A 16,362-nucleotide genomic window follows, 5' to 3' on the forward strand; every position below is an offset into this window, starting at 1 on the left:
AGTCCCTTTCCGATCAGACGCGTTCAAGAATGATGGCGATGCCCTGACCCACGCCGATGCACATGGTGCAAAGCGCATAGCGGCCGCCGGTGCGGTGCAGTTGATAGGTGGCAGTGGTGACAAGCCGCGCGCCCGACATGCCAAGCGGATGACCGATGGCAATGGCACCGCCATTGGCGTTCACCCGCGCATCATCATCCGCCAGACCAAGGTCGCGCAGCACGGCAAGTCCCTGCGCAGCAAATGCTTCATTCAGTTCGATCACATCGATCTGATCCAGCGTCAGCCCGGCACGCGCCAGCACCTTGCGCGTCGCGGGCACCGGGCCGATACCCATCACGCGCGGTTCGACCCCGGCAGCGGCCATGGCCACGATGCGGGCCTTGGGGGTAAAACCATGGGCCTTTGCAGCTTCGGCCGACAGGATGGCCAAAGCCGCCGCACCGTCATTCACGCCGCTGGCATTGCCCGCCGTGACGCTAAGATCCGGCCCATTCACGCCTTTCAGCCGGGCAAGGGTCTCAACTGTTGTGCCGGGACGGGGATGCTCATCAGTGTCAAAGACGACCGGCTCTCCCTTCTTCTGCGGGATCATGACCGGCACGATTTCGTCGCGAAACACCCCGGCTGCTTGCGCCGCCGCCCAACGGGCCTGGGAAAGTGCTGCGAAGGCATCTTGATCCGCACGGCTGACGCCCCAGTCGGCGGCGACATTGTCTGCCGTTTCGGGCATCGAATGGGTGCCAAAAGACTTTTTCAGCGCAGGATTGACGAAACGCCAGCCAATCGTGGTGTCATAGACTGCGTTTGCCCGCGAAAAGGCGCTTTCGGCCTTGGGCATCACAAAGGGCGCGCGTGTCATGCTTTCGACCCCGCCCGCAAGAACGAAATCGCAATCGCCCGCCTTGATCGAACGCGCGGCCAGGCCCACCGCGTCCATGCCCGAACCACAGAGGCGGTTCACCGTCGTGCCCGGCACGCCCACCGGCATTCCTGCCAGCAGCACCGCCATGCGGCCCACATTGCGATTATCCTCGCCGGCCTGATTTGCGCAGCCAAAGATCAGATCATCCACGGCCGCCCAATCGGCAGCGGGATTGCGGTCCATCAAGGCCTTCAGCGGCAGGGCCGCCAGATCATCGGCGCGAAGCGTGGCCAGCGCACCTCCGTAACGTCCGACCGGCGTTCTGACTGCGTCACAGATGAATGCGTCGCGCATCTGCTTCTCCCCCCTTGGCCTGTCTGGCGTTCATGCTGGAGGCCGACGATTCTCCCAATTCGCCGACCGATTGGTCAACCTATAGCACCATAACATTACACCACAAAGCAATATTCATGATTTTCTGTAATGTTTTTGCGATCACGACGCGCCACATCTGCCTTTCGGACCAGTGGTGCCTAGATCGGTGTGGTGTCCGCGCCGAAATCGGGCGCTGCACCACGCCCGGCGGAGAGACGAAAGCGCAAGTGGCACAGCATTCGGCCAAGCGGCATAAATTATTAAATTACAATTACTTATTGAAGGACCTTCTGTCCCCGAAAGGAACGGTCCTTCCCCTGACGTCGTGCCCCAGCGTTGCAGGATATACTGCCTGCGCCGCACTGGCTCTTCGCCCATGATCTGCTTTCAGGCCGGGCCTGGTGGCAGGTCTTGCGGCGTCAATCGCATGAATCGTGACGAAATCCCGCGATCACCATCCGCCATCGCTGGCCGCCGTTCCCCACAACATCGGCCCCAAACCCGCTGACCTCCGGCCAATCCTCCGCGCAAGATACCGCCTGCGCCCCTCTCTGCGTTAAGGTGACAGGTCGGTAATCCGCAGGGCGTCAGCGAAAGAAGGCCAGACGGGCCTCGCTGCTGGCCGTGATGGCCTCCAGTCTGCCATGGCTGCCTTGCAGGCTTTGGCCGACAGCCAGATCCGCCGCCGGTGACAGCGCCCTGTAAAGATCACGGAACATCCTGCGGGCAGGAATCCCCGGCCAGTCCACGGGAAGCGCATCAACAGGCAGTCGCGGATCGCGCAGCATGACCCCACGATAGACATGCACCAGGAGCAGCCTTGCGATCATCGCGTCGGCTGCGGGAATAGTGGCACCAGCGGCCAGCGCCCCATCCAGAATCTCAAACCGCGACAGCATTCCGGCATAGCCATCCCGGATCCGCGACAGTTCCCAAAAGCCGGTCAATCTGTCTGCCCCCACAACCGCGCCCGCGCGCAGGACCGTGCCCAACGATCCCAAATCCTGGCCATGATCGGGCGCGATCCAGACATCGCCGCCCATCCGTGCCAGATGGTGCTGGCGCGCAATGTCATCGGTCAGACCTGGCGCATGGACCACCAGCCACCCGCCATCCTCAAAGGCATCAGGCGCATAGAGCAGCCGCGCCGCAGCACCAAATTCGGCCCGCGCCGCAGGGGCCAGCCGATAGAAGCTGCGCCGCCCGACCCGCTCTCCCTCCAGCCGCCCGGCCTGAACCAGCCTTGACACCGCCGTGCGGACGGGGGCTTCGCCAATGCCGACACGCCCACAAACCTCGATCAGACTGCCCATCCAAAGAATTTCGCCGCGTGGCACCACCAGATCGCCATAGATCGTGACGATGAATGACGCAGCCTTGAGCGGCAGATCCTTCAAAAGCGGCTCAATCATCCGACATGATCCAGATGTCCGGCATCTCGCGATCGATGATCTTTGCACATGTGGACATCGGGGCCTCTTACACCCGGCGGCGCCATCCCTGACGCAGCCCTCTCTTTCCCCGAGATGCCCTAGAATGGCTGAATATCCCAGTGCAATATTCCATGCACACAGGATGAGGCGATGCCGCGCCGCGATCAACCAACCGCTGACAGGCGGCCCGGCGCGGCCCGGATGGCGCGGCCCGGCACCAGATCGTGACCCCTGCGGGGCCAGATAGCCGCATCCCGGGCGGCCATTATCCCGTGGGGCGAAGGCCGGTCGCAACGCCCGGTGACCGATGCGATCTCGCTATGCGCCCCAAACCGGCCCGGACATTACCGATGCGATGCAAACATCGGGCCGCCGCGCCAGCGCGGAAAGCCGTAGCCATGGATTTCGACAAGATCGATGTCCGCAGGGCTGCGCGCGACGCCTTCCGACAGGATCGCGGTGCCTTCAGCCGCCATTTCCGCCACCAGACGCGCGGCAATCTCGGCGGGTTCCAGTTCAGCGCCCGGTGAGATCGCCCCCGCCAGCAGCGCCGCAACTTCGGCTGATGGCTGCGGACGCCGCTCCCCCGGGGTATAGTCATACCAGCCGCCGCCGGTCTTCTGTCCCTTGCGCCCCGCCCGAACCAGAATGTCGCCCAAGGTTTCTGCGACCTGCTGCCCGGCCAGCCGGGCCCCCTCGCGCTGCAGAAAGGCGATATCCAGCCCCCCCAGATCCTGGGCCTCGAACGGGCCCATGGCAAAGCCATACTGGCGCATCGCCGCGTCGATATCGGCGATTGCAACGCCTTGCCGGACCAGTGTTTCCGCCGCCGCGCGATAACGTTTCAGGATACGATTGCCGATGAACCCCTCGCAAATCCCTGCCTGCACCGGTACCTTGCCAAGCGCCCGGCCCAAGGCAAAGCCGGTGGCCAGGGTCTCGGGTGCTGTATCGGGGGTCGGCACGATCTCCAGCAATTTCATGACATTGGCAGGGCTGAAGAAGTGCAGCCCGATAAACCGGCCGGGGTGTGGCAGCCCTTCGGCGATCAGGCGCGGATCGAGATAGGAGGTATTGGTGGCCAGAACCGCATCGGGGCGGCATGACCGGCCCAGATCCGCAAAGACCGCGCGCTTCACCTCGATCGTCTCGAACACCGCCTCGATCACCAGATCGATATCGGCCAGATCCGCATAATCGGTCGTGCCTGTAACGCCATTCATCCGCGCGACGGCCTGTTCAGGGGCCAGTTTACCACGCTTGACCCCGCCGTCGAAAATGGCCTTGAGGTTGTCCAATCCGCGCTCAAGCGCCAGCGCATCGCGTTCGACCAGAACGACCGGCAGGCCGGCATCGCGCAGCGCCGCGGCAATCCCTGCCCCCATCGTGCCGCCACCGATCACCCCGACCCGGCGCAACGGCAATGCCGAGACATCTTTCAGATGGGCCGGGCGCGGTGCCGCACGTTCGGCAAAGAATACGGCGCGCAACGCAGCCGCCTGATCCGAGCCGCGCAGGGCAAGAAATCCCTCGCGCTCAAAAGCCATGGCTTCGGCAAATGGCAGCTCGGTCGCCTTGCGGATCGCGGCGAGGGCCCGCAGCGGCGCCATTTCGCCTTTTGCCCGTTTGGCAATCGCAGCTTCCTGATCGGCCCAGAAGCCGGGATCAGCGACAGGGGCCGGGCGCGCAGAAACCGGCAATGGCAAGGGCTGGTTCAGGGCCGCGCTGGCAAAATCCAGCGCGCCCGCGCGCAGATCGCCTGTCACCACCGCATCAAGCAGACCCATTGCCCTTGCCTTCACGGCCTGAACCGGACGGCCCGATGTGACCAGATCGACCGCGGCTGCGACGCCCACCAGGCGCGGGGTCCGCACCGTGCCGCCCGCCCCCGGGATGATGCCCAATGTGACCTCAGGCAGACCCAGCATCGCCGTGTCGAGCGCCACCCGGAACCGGCACCCCATCGCAATTTCCAGCCCCCCGCCAAGCGCGGATCCGTGGATCGCCGCGATCCAGGGCTTTGCCGCCGCCTCGATATGGGCAACAAGGTCCGGCAGATGCGGCGCAACCGGCGGTTTGCCGAACTCGGTCACATCGGCCCCGGCGATGAAAGTCCGGCCCGCACAGATCAGGATGGCTGCGGCAATATCGGGATCGGCATCCAGGGTATCGACGGCCTCCCAAAGCCCCTGCCGCAGCGCAAGGCCAAGCGCGTTGACCGGAGGATTGTCGACGGTGACGATGGCGATCGCGCCCATGCGCGTGATGGTGACGACAGACATGGTCAGATTCCCAGATAGGCTTCGCGGATGCGCGGATCGGCGATCAGTTCTGCCGCCGTGCCCGACATGGTGATGCGGCCGGTCTCCATGACATAGCCACGATCAGCGATCTTCAACGCGCCAAAGGCGTTCTGTTCGACCAGAAGCACGGTTACGCCAAGGCCCTTCAGCCCCTTCACCACGTCAAAAATCTGTTGAACGATGATCGGTGCCAACCCCATTGAGGGCTCGTCCAGCAACAGGCAGGACGGCCGCCCCATCAGCGCCCGCGCCATGGCCAGCATCTGCTGTTGCCCACCCGACAAACCACCCGCCGCCAGATTGCGTTTTTCCTTCAGGATCGGGAACATCTGGAACGCGTCCTCCATGTCCTTTTCCACCCGATCATCGCTGAACAGGAAGGCACCGAGCCGCAGATTTTCTTCGACCGACAGATTTGTGAAGATCTGCCGCCCCTCGGGCGATTGGGCCAATCCGCGGCGCAGGCGCTTATAGGCCGGAACCGGCACCAGTGCCTCGCCCCGGAAGGTGATGGTGCCGCCGGTCACCGGCTGCACCCCCGACAGGCAGCGCAGCAGCGTGGTCTTGCCTGCGCCATTCGCCCCGACCACCGTCACGATCTCGCCCGAGTCGACCTGCAGATCCAGACCGTGCAGAACCTCGATCCGCCCGTAGCGCGAGCGCAGCCCTTCAACCGTCAGCATGGGACACCTCCGCATCGGCACCCAGATAGGCCGCGATCACCGCCGGATTCTGGCTGACCGTGGCAGGATCGCCCTCGGCGATCTTTTCGCCGTGATCCAGCACGACAATATGGTTGGAGATCCGCATCACCATCTTCATGTCATGTTCCACCAACAGAATGGCGACGCCGCTGGCCGCGACCTCGGCGATCAGATGGTCAATCTCTTCGGTTTCGACCGCGTTGCACCCCGCCGCAGGCTCGTCCAGCAACAGGATCTTCGGGTTCAGCGCGAGCGCGCGGGCAATTTCCAGCCGCTTGAGCGATCCATAGGACAGATTGCCCGCCTCACGCTCGGCCGCGCGGTCAAGACCGACACGCGCCAGCAGCTTGCGTGCGCCTTCCTCGGCCGCGCGCGCGCGCCGACGTGACCCCGGCAGCGACAGCAGATCGGCAAGGATCGGCCCTTTTTCCGACAGGTGATAGCCGGTCACCGCATTTTCGAGCACGGTCATCGATTGAAAGATCTGCAGGTTCTGGAAGGTTCGGCTCATGCCGCGGCGGGCCAGCAAATGCGGCTCGACCCCGGTCACATCCTCGCCTGACAGCTTCACCCGGCCCATGCTGGGCTGATAGATGCCCGAAATCATATTGAAGAGCGTGGTCTTGCCCGCGCCGTTCGGCCCGATGATCGAAACGATTTCACCGGGCTTCACCGCAAAGCTCACATCATTCACGGCCTTCAAGCCGCCAAAGGCGATGCCCAGACCATCCACGGACAACAGGGTTGCCTTGTCCTCACGGGTCATTCGCCCCTCCCCCTCAGCCGACGCAGGATCGAGGGCAACAGCCCCTCGCGTAGAAAGATCATCACCAGCACCATCACCAGACCCAGCACCATCTGTTCATATTCGGCAAAGACCGTCAGCACCTGTGGCAGCAGGGTCAGGATACCTGCCCCGAAAATTGCCCCCAAAACCGATCCGACCCCACCAAGAACGGCCATCGTCACCATCTCGATCGAATGCATGAAGCCCGCGACATCCGGCGTGATGAACTTGTTCTGCAGCGCCAGCAACGAGCCGGAGACCGATGCATAGACCGCCGATATCACGAAGGCCTGCAGCTTCATCCGTGGCACATCAATGCCAACGGTGCGGGCCGCAACCTCGGACCCATGCAGCGCGCGCAAGGCGCGGCCCGCTGGGCTGCTGTGCAGATTGAGCGCGATCCAGGCACCGACAATCAGGAAAAGGCCGCAGAAGTAATACCAGAACTCGCCATTGCTCAAGTTCAGGCCCCAATCTTTCAGCACGGCACGCAGGCCAAGTTCCGGCACCTCGATGCCATCCGGCCCCCGGGTCAGGTCGCGTTCATTGTTGAGAACCATCGAGACCAGAATGCCAAAGCCCAGGGTTGCAACACCCAGATAATAGCCTTTCAGCCGCAAGATGGGGCGGCCCACCAGATAGGCCAGCCCGGCAGAGATCGCGGCCCCAAGCACCACGGCCAGGGCCGGGTGGATGCCCCAATGCACCGGAGCCAGTGCGCAGGCATAGCCGCCAATCCCGGCAAAACCGGCATGTCCCAGGCTGATCTGCCCGGCATAGCCGGTCAGGATCACGATGCCCGTCACCGCCAGACCATTGACGAAAATCAGGGCTCCGACGCGGTAGTAATAGCCAGAGGGGAAGAAGAAAGGTGTGATCGCGACCAGAGCGGTCAGCACCAAAAGGGTGGCCGTTTTGGGTGATATCTTCATCATCACACCCGATCCGTCGATTTGCGACCAAACAGCCCATGCGGCAAGAAGAACAGAACCGCAAGGATCACGATAAAGGCCGCGGCATCCTTGTATTGCGACGACAGGTAGCCGGCGGTCATCGCCTCGATCAGCCCGATGGCAAAGCCGCCGACCAGCGCCCCTTTGGGGTTCCCCATGCCGCCCAGCATCGCCCCGGCAAATCCCTTCAGCGCAAAGCCGATCCCGACATTATAGGCAACCAGCGTGATGGGCGTGGCCAATACCCCGGCCAGCGCGCCGATGCCTGCCGACAGGGCAAAGGACAGGGTCATGACGAAATTGGTGTTGATGCCGACCAGCTGTGCCGCAAGCCGGTTGTTTGATGTCGCAAGCACCGCACGCCCCAGCAGCGTGCGGGTGAAGAACACCCACAGGCCCAGAAAGACCACCAGCGCGCCGCCAATGACCCAAAGACTTTGCGGCAGGATGGTCGCCCCGCCAACCCGGATCGGCGCATCGCCGGAAAAGGCCGGGAAGGAATGGATCTGTTTATCGAAAATCAGCTGCGTCCCGCCTTGAATGAAGATCGAGGCCCCGATGGTGATGATGATCAGCGACACCACCGGCGCGCCCCGGGCGGGCTCGATCATCAGCTTGTTCATCGCAACGCCAAGGGCCGCGGTCACCACGATGGCCGAAAGCGCCGCAAGCGGCAGCGGCAGACCCGCCGCATGGGCGAACCAGGTGATCATGCCACCCAGCATGACGAACTCGCCCTGGGCAAAGTTCACCACGTCCGAGGCATTGTAAATGATCGTGAAACCAAGAGCGACCAGCGCGTAGACCGCGCCAACCGTCACCCCTGAAAACAGGAATTGCAAAAGTTCTGACATAGGCTCTCCGGCTCGTGTTGCGGCGCGCGCGAGGGGGGCAGGATGGCGTGGTCCCCGCGCAGGTGGCGGGGACCGGATGGTGCTGGCTTACTCGACCAGGGCCCATTTGCCGTCACGGATTTCCAGCATACGGAAAGCCGAAAGATCGAGGCCGAGATGGTCTTCCGCAGACATGGAATAGATGCCGGTGGTGCCCGCCAGACCGCTCGTGGCTTCCAGTGCATCGCGGATCGCCTGAGGCTCGGCAGAGCCCGCGCGCTTGATGGCATCGGTCACCAGATGCCATCCGTCATGGGCATAGCCCCCGAATGTGCCGACCGGCTGGCCGGTCTTGGCCTCATAGGCGGCCTTATAGGCGGTCACGATCGGCTTTTGCACATCACCGTCGGCCAGCAATTCCGGGATCAGCAGCGCATTGCCCGGCAGGCGCACGCCTTCCGCAGCTTCGACACCGGCCAGTTCGATGAACCCGGCCGAGGCCACGCCATGCGATTGATAGAACGGCAGTTCGATCCCGAGCTGTTTGTAGTTGCGCGTCACGATGGACGGACCTTGCCCGAAACCGGGGTTCAGAACCGCCTGAATCCCTTCGGCATTGCGGATCTTGGTCAACTGGGCGGTCATGTCCGAATCTTTCGGATCATAGGTTTCATCCGCCACGATCTCGATGCCGTAATCGCTGACGACGTCCTTGCACTGGGCCTGCATCGAGGCCCCGAAGCCGTCCGTTCCCGAAATCAGGCCGACCTTGGTGAAGCCACGCTTCTGCATATCCTCGAAGATCTTCTGGCACGCCATCCGGTCGGTATGCGGCGTCTTGAAGGTAAAGGGCTTGACCGGCTGAATGATGTCGATGGCCCCCGCCAGCGAGACGAAGGGCACTTCTGCATCCTCGGTCACCGACAGGATCGACATCGAGGTGCCGGTGGTGGTGCCGCCGACGATGGCCACAACCTCGTCATCTTCGACAAGGCGGGTTGCGAAAGTGCGTGCCTTGTTGGGATCGCCGCCATCATCATAGAGAACAAGCACCACCTTCTCGCCATTGATGCCACCGGCGGCGTTGGTTTCCTCGACCAGCATTTCCAGCGTCTTGGCCTCGGGATCGCCGAGGAAGGCCGCCGGGCCGGTCGCCGAAACCGAGGCACCGATCTTGATGTCAGCCATGGCTGCGGTTGCACCAAGCGCGGCCAGCAGGCCAAGTGCGGTTGTCGTCAGGGTCTTCTTCATTCGATGTCTCCTCCCAGAGAACCTGCGTTGAAGGGGTAAAGGTCAGGCGGGGACCGGCCTGCGCCACATCACCCGGCGAAACCGGGTGGCGACAAAGGCGGGGTCCGTCAGGCTGGCATTGCCGGCGGGATTTGCCCCGGTGACATGAAAATCGCTGAAAGCGGCAGATTGGTTCACAAAGATATTGCCGGTCAGGTTGACCGACAGGTTTACCCCGGCCGCCGCGAAGGCATGGGCCGCCCGCTGAATACGCGCCGCGTCGGTGTCATAAAGCGCCGCAGTAATTGCGCCCTTTTGCGTGGCAATCCGGGCGGCTTCAGAGATACCCGCATCGGCATCGGCACAGGGGATGACAAAGGCCACCGGCCCGAAGCATTCCGCCTCACCCGCCCGGCGGTCGGCCTGAACGATCAGCGGCGTGGCTGTGCGCCCTTCGCCGGCGGGCGTCGACTCCCGCACCACATGCCCAAGGTTCCGTGCTGCGGCAATCCGATCCAGCGTTGCAGGATTGGCGATTGCCCCCAGCACACCCGCCGCACGCGCCGGATCCGCCAACAGCGCATCAATGGCTGCGGCAATGGCCTCGGCCACCTCAGCCGGGCCCTTGCGCCCCTGATCGGTGTCGATCCCGCCTTCGGGGACATAGATATTCTGGGGGGCTGTGCACATCTGCCCGGAATAGAGCGCCAGCGAGAAGGCGAGATTCGCGCAGATGCCGGAAAAATCACTCGTCCCCGCGATCACGACGCTGTTGACCCCCGCCTCTTCGGTAAACAGCTGGGCCTGCCGGGCATTGTCTCGCAGCCAATCGCCGAAGCCTTGTGAGCCGGTATAGTCGATGATCCGCACCGCCGGATCCGTCGCAAGATCCTTCGCAATCTCGCCGCCGGGGGCATCCACCGCCAGCAGGACGCTGTCGGCTGGCAGCCCGGCTTCAACCAACACATCGCGCAGGACACGCACCGTCAGCGCCAAGGGCAGAATGGCGGCGGGATGCGGCTTGACGATGACCGGGTTCCCTGTCGCCAGACTGGCAAAGAGGCCCGAATAGCTGTTCCAGGTAGGAAATGTATTGCAGCCAATGGCCAGCGACACACCTGCAGGCACCAGCGTCCAATGCTTCTCGATGGTCAGAGGTGCGGCCTTGCCCTGCGGTTTTTGCCAGATCGCCGTGTCAGGAAAGCGCATCATCTCCTCCCAGGCCATAGCCAGCGCCTCCAGCGCACGGTCCTGCGCATGGGGGCCGCCCGCCTGAAAGGCCATCGCGAAGGGCTGCCCCGTGGTATGCATCACCGCCTGCGCCATGACAAAGCTCATACGGTTCAGACGCACCAGCGCCTCAAGGCACAGACCAAGCCGTTGCTCGGGCGAAGCCTGCGCCAAAGCCGGGGATGCGGCGCGCGCGGCCGCGATCAGACTTGCCGTATCGGCTGCGGGATAGCGAATGCCAAGCGCCGGACCAAAGGGCGAAACCTCCGCGCCGCGCCGGGATGATTCGGGGTGATCGGGCAATTCGAAATCGGTGTGCAGCATCTTGGCGAATGCCGCATCGGCCTGGACCTTTACACCTTCGCCATACAGCTTTTCGCTGGGAACCTCTGGAAAGGGCGACCAGAATCCACGGGCATAAAGGGCGCGCACGGCACCTTCCAGCATGGACCGATGGCGGTCAAAAAGTTCTGACATGCGCTTCTCCCCCGGCGGGCTCCATTCCCGCCCCCATAAAGATTGACCGACCAGTCGGACTATGCAACAAGAATCTGAGAGGAGCCGGGAGATTGGGGAGAGAGAGATGAGCCGTTCTGAGACGGTCCTGTCGGCTGTGGCCGATGGTGTTCTGGTGCTGACATTGAATCGGCCCGACAAGCTGAATTCCTTCAACGAAGAGATGCATCTGGCCTTGCGCGCAGAGATCCAGCGCGCCCATGACGATGCAACGGTGCGGGCGGTGCTGCTGACAGGTGCCGGGCGCGGCTTTTGCGCCGGGCAGGATCTGGGGGACCGCGATCCCCGCAAGGGCGGGCCTGCGCCGGATCTTGGCCACACGCTTGACAGCTTTTACAACCCGACGCTGCGCCTGATCCGCAGCCTTGAAAAGCCGGTCGTCTGTGCGGTGAATGGTGTGGCCGCCGGGGCAGGCGCAAATATCGCCCTCGCCTGTGATATCGTGCTGGCAGCCAAATCTGCCAAATTCATCCAGGCCTTTGCCAAAATCGGCCTTGTCCCCGATGCGGGCGGAACCTGGTCTTTGTCGCGCATCCTTGGCGAGCCACGCGCCAAGGCGCTTGCCCTGACGGCAGAGCCGCTGATGGCCGAAAAGGCCGCCGAATGGGGCCTGATCTGGAAGGCGGTCGAGGATGACCAGTTGCGCCTTGAGGCCGAGGCTTTGGCCAAATCTCTGGCCGCCGGGCCGACGCTCGGCCTTGGCCTGACCAAGCGCCTGATCCAAGAGGCCGCCTCAAACACGCTCGACCAGCACCTTGATGCCGAACGTGACGCCCAACAGCGCGCCGGGCGCAGCGCGGATTATGCGGAAGGTGTCACCGCCTTCCTCGAAAAGCGCAAAGCCGTCTTCAAAGGAGAATGAGGATGAAACGCGCATCCGACATGACCCCACAGGAATTGGCCGAAGCCTCGGCCCGCGCGATGTGGAACGATGACAGCACCAGCCAGCGGCTGGGAATGCGCCTGACACATATCGCCCCGGGCGAGGCCACGCTGGTGATGACCCTCACCGATGCCATGACCAACGGTCACGGCAATGCGCATGGCGGGTTCATCTTCACGCTGGCCGACAGCGCCTTTGCCTTTGCCTGCAACAGCTACAACCAGTTGGTGGTGGCCCAGCATTGCGCGATCACCTATCTGATCCCCGGTCGCGTCGGTGATGTGCTGACAGCCTCTGCACGCGAGGTGTCGCGGCGCGGCAGATCCGGGATCTATGACATCCGCATCACCAATCAGGATGGTGCCCATGTGGCCGAATTTCGCGGCCATTCGCGCACCGTGACGGGCACCCACCTGCCCGAGTAAATTCCCACCTGACATTCCAAGGGAGGAGAACCATGGAAGACCTGACGCCCCGCAAACAGGATCTCGATCCGATCGAAACCGCATCGCGCGATGAAATCGAGGCCCTGCAATTTCACCGCATGAAGCGATCGCTGAAACATGCTTTTGAAAACTCGCCTTTCTACCGCAGGAAGTTCATCGAGGCCGACGTCCACCCCGAAGAGCTGAAATCGCTGAAGGATATCGCCAGGTTCCCCTTCACCGTGAAACAGGATCTGCGCGACACCTATCCTTTCGGCATGTTTGCCGTGCCGCAGAACAAGCTGGCCCGCATCCATGGCTCGTCCGGCACCACCGGCAAGCCGACAGTCGTCGGCTACACGGCCAATGATATCGATGTCTGGGGCAACCTGATTGCACGCTCGATCCGTGCAGGCGGCGGACGCCCGGGCGACATCTTGCACAATGCCTATGGCTATGGGCTGTTCACCGGCGGGCTTGGTGCGCATTACGGGGCCGAGAAACTCGGCTGCACCGTGGTGCCGATCTCGGGCGGCATGACCGAACGTCAGGTCACGCTAATCCACGATTTCAAGCCACGGGTCATCATGGTGACGCCAAGCTATATGCTGTCGATCCTGGATGAATTCCGCCGTCAGGGCCTGGACCCGCGGCAATCCTCGTTGCAGGTCGGCATCTTCGGCGCAGAGCCCTGGACCAACGCGATGCGCGAAGAGATCGAGGACGCCTTCGACATGCACGCGGTCGATATCTATGGTCTCAGCGAGATCATGGGCCCCGGCGTTGCGATGGAATGCGTGGAAACCAAGGATGGGCTGCACTTCTGGGAAGATCATTTCTACCCCGAGATCATCGATCCGGTTACCGGCGTGCCCTTGCCCGATGGCGAGATGGGAGAACTGGTGATCACGACGCTGACCAAGGAAGGGTTGCCGATGGTGCGCTATCGCACCCGCGATCTGACCCGCCTGCTGCCCGGCACGGCGCGCTCGATGCGGCGGATCGAAAAGATCACCGGGCGCAGCGATGACATGATCATCCTGCGCGGCGTCAATGTCTTCCCGACCCAGATCGAGGAACAGATCCTGAAGGTCAAGGGCCTGGCCCCGCATTTCCAGATCGAGTTGACCCGCAGCGGCCGGATGGACAACATGACTGTCCATGTGGAATGCACAGCCGATCACACCGATGAAGCGGCCCGCGCGCAGTCTGCGAAGGAACTGGCCCATCACATCAAATCGGTCGTGGGGGTTTCAACCCGGATCGAAGTGACCGATCCGAGCAGCGTTGCCCGTTCCGAAGGCAAGGCAAAGCGCGTCGTCGACAATCGTCCCAAAGAGCAGGCGTGACCTCCGCTCTGGCGGGTGACATGCGCGGTCTTACGCGCTAAAGCGGCTAGAACAGGGGGCGAAGGTGCGCGTGTCTGCCTTCGCCCGCTTCGAATTCGGGAATATAGATATGGCTCGAACCCGGGCACAGGACTTCGAAGAAAAAAGCCGCAGCATCCTTGACTGCGCGGCGGCCGTCTTTGCTGAACAGGGCATGGACAAGGCGTCGATGTCACAAATCGCGACCCATGCGCAGGTCTCGAAGGCCCTCCTCTATCACTACTATCCGAGCAAGGATGCGCTGATCTTCGCAATCATCGCCACCCATCTTGAAGAGCTGGATGCCGCCGTGGAAGCCGCGCATGATGCCAGCCTTCCGCCCGCTCAGCGGCTTCGCAAGCTGGTGGGGGCCGTTCTGGAGACCTATCGCGGTGCGGACGATCAGCACAAGGTGCAGCTGAATGCCTCCTCTGCGCTGAACGAGGCACAAAAGGCCGAGATCCTCGAAATGGAACGGCGGATCGTGCGCCGCTTTGCTGCGGTGCTGGATCAGATCAATCCGTCATTGGCAGACAAGGAGCGCCCGCTTCTGACGCCGGTCACCATGTCACTTTTTGGCATGATGAACTGGATGTATATGTGGTTCAAAGAGGGTGGCCGGATCAGCCGCGACGATTACGCAGATATCGCGACGACCCTTATCCTCGAAGGGATAAAGGCCGTGCGCTGACCGATCCAGCGGGGCGCGGGGGCGGTGCGGGCAACCAACTGATGTGCCGCAGGCTGCTGGCCGATCGACCGAGCAGACATCCGCGACAGGCCGCCCCGGTGACCAAAGCCGGAACCATGCGCGATATCGGAACGCGGCCCTTCGCGTCCACCGGGGAGGCGGCCGTCGAGCCGCGATGGAGCTTGCCCCCCCGTAATGAGGATCCGCAGCGCCACGCGCATCAGTCTTTGCGCGATCCGCCGCTTATTCATCGTGCCTGCAAGTGCCGCCCGGGCAGGTCCGCCGCGCAAAAACCCGGGCGCTGCCCGCTTGGCCGACCGGGCCAAAGGCGGCCAATCACACCGACGCCAATCAAACCGGCGCGGTCTGACCGATCACCGTCAGCGCAAGGTCATGGCGGGCAAAGCGGTCGCGCACCTTGTCAAGCGCGGCCAGTGCGGTGATGTCCCACAGCTTGGCTTGAGACAGATCGATGGTCACCGGCCCATCATGATCGGTCGGATCGAACGCCTCTACAAAGGCCTCGGCCGACGCGAAGAAGATCTGGCCCTCAACGGTGTAGTGATCGCCCTCGCGGCGAACATGCTGCATATTCGCGACCTTCGCGGCAAAGAACACCCCGCTCATCAGCACACCGACCAACACCCCCAGCGACAGGTTGTGGCTGAAGATGGTCACGGCCACCGTGCTCAGCATCACCAGATTGGACAAAAGCGGCGTGGCGCGCAGCCTGCGCAACGAACCCAAGTCCAGCGTGTCGATGGACACCATGATCATGATCGCGACCAGTGCCGCCACCGGCACCTGTCCGATCACCGGCCCGGCGGCAACCATCAACAGCAGCAAAAGCCCGCCCGCCGCAAGCGTCGATAACCGCCCGCGCCCGCCGTATTTCACATTGGAGACGCTTTGCCCGATCATGCCGCATCCGGCGATGCCGCCGAACAGGCTGGCCGCGATATTGGCAAGGCCCAGGCCCCGCGCCTCGGCATCCTTGTTCGACGGCGTGCCGGTCTGGTCATCGACCACCCCCGCCGTCATCAGGCTTTCCAGCAGCCCGACCATGGCAATGGCCAGCGCGGGCGCAAAGATCACCCCCAAAAGGTCAAGCCCCAAGGACACATCCGGCAGATGGAAGCCCGGCAACCCCTCGGGCAGCGTGCCAAGATCGGCCACACGCGGCACATCGATCCCGAAGATACCGCAGGCTAGCGTCAGCAGCACCACGCAGATCAGCGGTGCCGGAATGGCCCGCGTCAGGCGCGGCACCAGATAGATCACCGCAAGCCCCGCTGCGATCACCGCATAGCCTTCAGGCCCCGCCTTCACGATATGCGGCAGTTGCGCGGCAAAGATCAGGATCGCCAGCGCATTCACAAACCCCGTCCGCACCGAATTGGAGACATAGCGCATCAAGCTGGCCAGCCGGGCAAAGCCGAAGACCAACTGGAACAATCCCGCCAACAGACCGGCGGCGAACAGATATTCCACCCCATGCTCGCGCACCAGCGGTGCCACCACCAGCGCAACCGAGCCGGCCGCGGCGGAAATCATCGCAGGTCGCCCGCCAAAAACCGCGATCACGATGCTGATAACGAATGAGGCATAGAGCCCGACCGCAGGATCGATGCCCGCGGTGAAGGAAAAGGCGATCACCTCGGGGATCAGGGCGAAGGTCGCCACCGCCCCGGCAAGGATTTCGCGGACAGGATTGTTCTGCCACTGGCGCAGATAATGCCGTGCAAGGGTCATTTGGGGGATAGGTCC

Annotated in this window: 14 protein-coding genes; 4 read left to right on the forward strand and 10 right to left on the reverse strand. The window is 63.0% G+C overall.

Features of this window, described 5'->3' with window-relative positions; all coding sequences use genetic code 11:
- Positions 1-13 precede the first annotated feature (13 nt).
- From pcaF to paaN, 9 genes are all read right to left on the reverse strand, one after another.
- The gene (gene pcaF, locus GBJ34_RS13020) at positions 14-1,219 is read right to left on the reverse strand and encodes a 3-oxoadipyl-CoA thiolase (protein ID WP_151719647.1); all 1,206 of its coding nucleotides are present in this window, start codon (positions 1,217-1,219) and stop codon (positions 14-16) included.
- Between the two features lie 608 nt (positions 1,220-1,827).
- On the reverse strand, positions 1,828-2,652 hold the full coding sequence (locus GBJ34_RS13025; protein WP_151719648.1) for a PaaX family transcriptional regulator C-terminal domain-containing protein: 825 nt from the start codon (positions 2,650-2,652) through the stop codon (positions 1,828-1,830).
- A 365-nt stretch (positions 2,653-3,017) separates the two neighbouring features.
- On the reverse strand, positions 3,018-4,955 hold the full coding sequence (locus GBJ34_RS13030; protein ID WP_151719649.1) for a 3-hydroxyacyl-CoA dehydrogenase NAD-binding domain-containing protein: 1,938 nt from the start codon (positions 4,953-4,955) through the stop codon (positions 3,018-3,020).
- 2 nt (positions 4,956-4,957) lie between these two features.
- Entirely contained in the window at positions 4,958-5,659 is a 702-nt protein-coding gene (locus GBJ34_RS13035) for an ABC transporter ATP-binding protein (protein ID WP_151719650.1), read from the reverse strand.
- A complete protein-coding gene (locus GBJ34_RS13040; RefSeq protein ID WP_151719651.1) occupies positions 5,646-6,446 on the reverse strand; it encodes an ABC transporter ATP-binding protein in 801 nt (266 codons plus the stop codon). The genes GBJ34_RS13035 and GBJ34_RS13040 overlap by 14 nt, the downstream gene beginning before the upstream one ends.
- A complete protein-coding gene (locus tag GBJ34_RS13045) occupies positions 6,443-7,399 on the reverse strand; it encodes a branched-chain amino acid ABC transporter permease (protein WP_151719851.1) in 957 nt (318 codons plus the stop codon). Before GBJ34_RS13045 ends, GBJ34_RS13040 begins: the two co-directional genes overlap by 4 nt.
- A 2-nt stretch (positions 7,400-7,401) precedes the next feature.
- Positions 7,402-8,274, reverse strand: a complete 873-nt coding sequence (locus GBJ34_RS13050; protein WP_151719652.1) for a branched-chain amino acid ABC transporter permease — start codon at positions 8,272-8,274, stop codon at positions 7,402-7,404.
- An 87-nt stretch (positions 8,275-8,361) separates the two neighbouring features.
- Positions 8,362-9,504: an ABC transporter substrate-binding protein gene (locus GBJ34_RS13055; protein WP_151719653.1), complete on the reverse strand. Its 1,143-nt coding sequence runs from the start codon at positions 9,502-9,504 to the stop codon at positions 8,362-8,364.
- Between the two features lie 42 nt (positions 9,505-9,546).
- A complete protein-coding gene (gene paaN / locus GBJ34_RS13060) occupies positions 9,547-11,190 on the reverse strand; it encodes a phenylacetic acid degradation protein PaaN (protein ID WP_151719654.1) in 1,644 nt (547 codons plus the stop codon).
- 106 nt (positions 11,191-11,296) lie between these two features.
- Between paaN and paaG the strand changes: the two genes are divergently transcribed.
- The 4 genes from paaG to GBJ34_RS13080 all read left to right on the forward strand — a co-directional run bounded on the left by paaG (position 11,297) and on the right by GBJ34_RS13080 (position 14,595).
- Entirely contained in the window at positions 11,297-12,091 is a 795-nt protein-coding gene (gene paaG / locus GBJ34_RS13065; RefSeq protein ID WP_151719655.1) for a 2-(1,2-epoxy-1,2-dihydrophenyl)acetyl-CoA isomerase PaaG, read from the forward strand.
- Between the two features lie 20 nt (positions 12,092-12,111).
- Complete coding sequence (gene paaI, locus GBJ34_RS13070; protein WP_151719852.1) at positions 12,112-12,537, forward strand: hydroxyphenylacetyl-CoA thioesterase PaaI; 426 nt, start codon at positions 12,112-12,114, stop codon at positions 12,535-12,537.
- A 32-nt stretch (positions 12,538-12,569) separates the two neighbouring features.
- On the forward strand, positions 12,570-13,886 hold the full coding sequence (gene paaK, locus GBJ34_RS13075; protein WP_151719656.1) for a phenylacetate--CoA ligase PaaK: 1,317 nt from the start codon (positions 12,570-12,572) through the stop codon (positions 13,884-13,886).
- Positions 13,887-13,995: 109 nt separating this feature from the next.
- Positions 13,996-14,595 carry a TetR/AcrR family transcriptional regulator gene (locus GBJ34_RS13080; RefSeq protein WP_151719657.1) on the forward strand — a complete coding sequence of 200 codons (600 nt, stop codon included), beginning with the start codon at positions 13,996-13,998 and terminating at the stop codon, positions 14,593-14,595.
- Between the two features lie 351 nt (positions 14,596-14,946).
- On the opposite strand, the gene GBJ34_RS13085 is transcribed toward GBJ34_RS13080, so the two are convergent.
- Positions 14,947-16,347, reverse strand: a complete 1,401-nt coding sequence (locus tag GBJ34_RS13085; protein WP_151719658.1) for a SulP family inorganic anion transporter — start codon at positions 16,345-16,347, stop codon at positions 14,947-14,949.
- Between the last annotated feature and the right edge of the window lie 15 nt (positions 16,348-16,362).

It is taken from the genome of Gemmobacter serpentinus, from assembly GCF_008973825.1.
GTDB classification, from domain to species: Bacteria; Pseudomonadota; Alphaproteobacteria; order Rhodobacterales; family Rhodobacteraceae; genus Gemmobacter; species Gemmobacter serpentinus.

What these genes read in the sequence shown, in the direction of transcription:
- pcaF (WP_151719647.1), bottom strand. Translation starts at nt 1,219, where the DNA reads ATGCGCGACGCATTCATCTGTGACGCAGTCAGAACGCCGGTCGGACGT.
- GBJ34_RS13025 (WP_151719648.1), bottom strand. Translation starts at nt 2,652, where the DNA reads ATGATTGAGCCGCTTTTGAAGGATCTGCCGCTCAAGGCTGCGTCATTC.
- GBJ34_RS13030 (WP_151719649.1), bottom strand. Translation starts at nt 4,955, where the DNA reads ATGTCTGTCGTCACCATCACGCGCATGGGCGCGATCGCCATCGTCACC.
- GBJ34_RS13035 (WP_151719650.1), bottom strand. Translation starts at nt 5,659, where the DNA reads ATGCTGACGGTTGAAGGGCTGCGCTCGCGCTACGGGCGGATCGAGGTT.
- GBJ34_RS13040 (WP_151719651.1), bottom strand. Translation starts at nt 6,446, where the DNA reads ATGACCCGTGAGGACAAGGCAACCCTGTTGTCCGTGGATGGTCTGGGC.
- GBJ34_RS13045 (WP_151719851.1), bottom strand. Translation starts at nt 7,399, where the DNA reads ATGAAGATATCACCCAAAACGGCCACCCTTTTGGTGCTGACCGCTCTG.
- GBJ34_RS13050 (WP_151719652.1), bottom strand. Translation starts at nt 8,274, where the DNA reads ATGTCAGAACTTTTGCAATTCCTGTTTTCAGGGGTGACGGTTGGCGCG.
- GBJ34_RS13055 (WP_151719653.1), bottom strand. Translation starts at nt 9,504, where the DNA reads ATGAAGAAGACCCTGACGACAACCGCACTTGGCCTGCTGGCCGCGCTT.
- paaN (WP_151719654.1), bottom strand. Translation starts at nt 11,190, where the DNA reads ATGTCAGAACTTTTTGACCGCCATCGGTCCATGCTGGAAGGTGCCGTG.
- paaG (WP_151719655.1), top strand. Translation starts at nt 11,297, where the DNA reads ATGAGCCGTTCTGAGACGGTCCTGTCGGCTGTGGCCGATGGTGTTCTG.
- paaI (WP_151719852.1), top strand. Translation starts at nt 12,112, where the DNA reads ATGACCCCACAGGAATTGGCCGAAGCCTCGGCCCGCGCGATGTGGAAC.
- paaK (WP_151719656.1), top strand. Translation starts at nt 12,570, where the DNA reads ATGGAAGACCTGACGCCCCGCAAACAGGATCTCGATCCGATCGAAACC.
- GBJ34_RS13080 (WP_151719657.1), top strand. Translation starts at nt 13,996, where the DNA reads ATGGCTCGAACCCGGGCACAGGACTTCGAAGAAAAAAGCCGCAGCATC.
- GBJ34_RS13085 (WP_151719658.1), bottom strand. Translation starts at nt 16,347, where the DNA reads ATGACCCTTGCACGGCATTATCTGCGCCAGTGGCAGAACAATCCTGTC.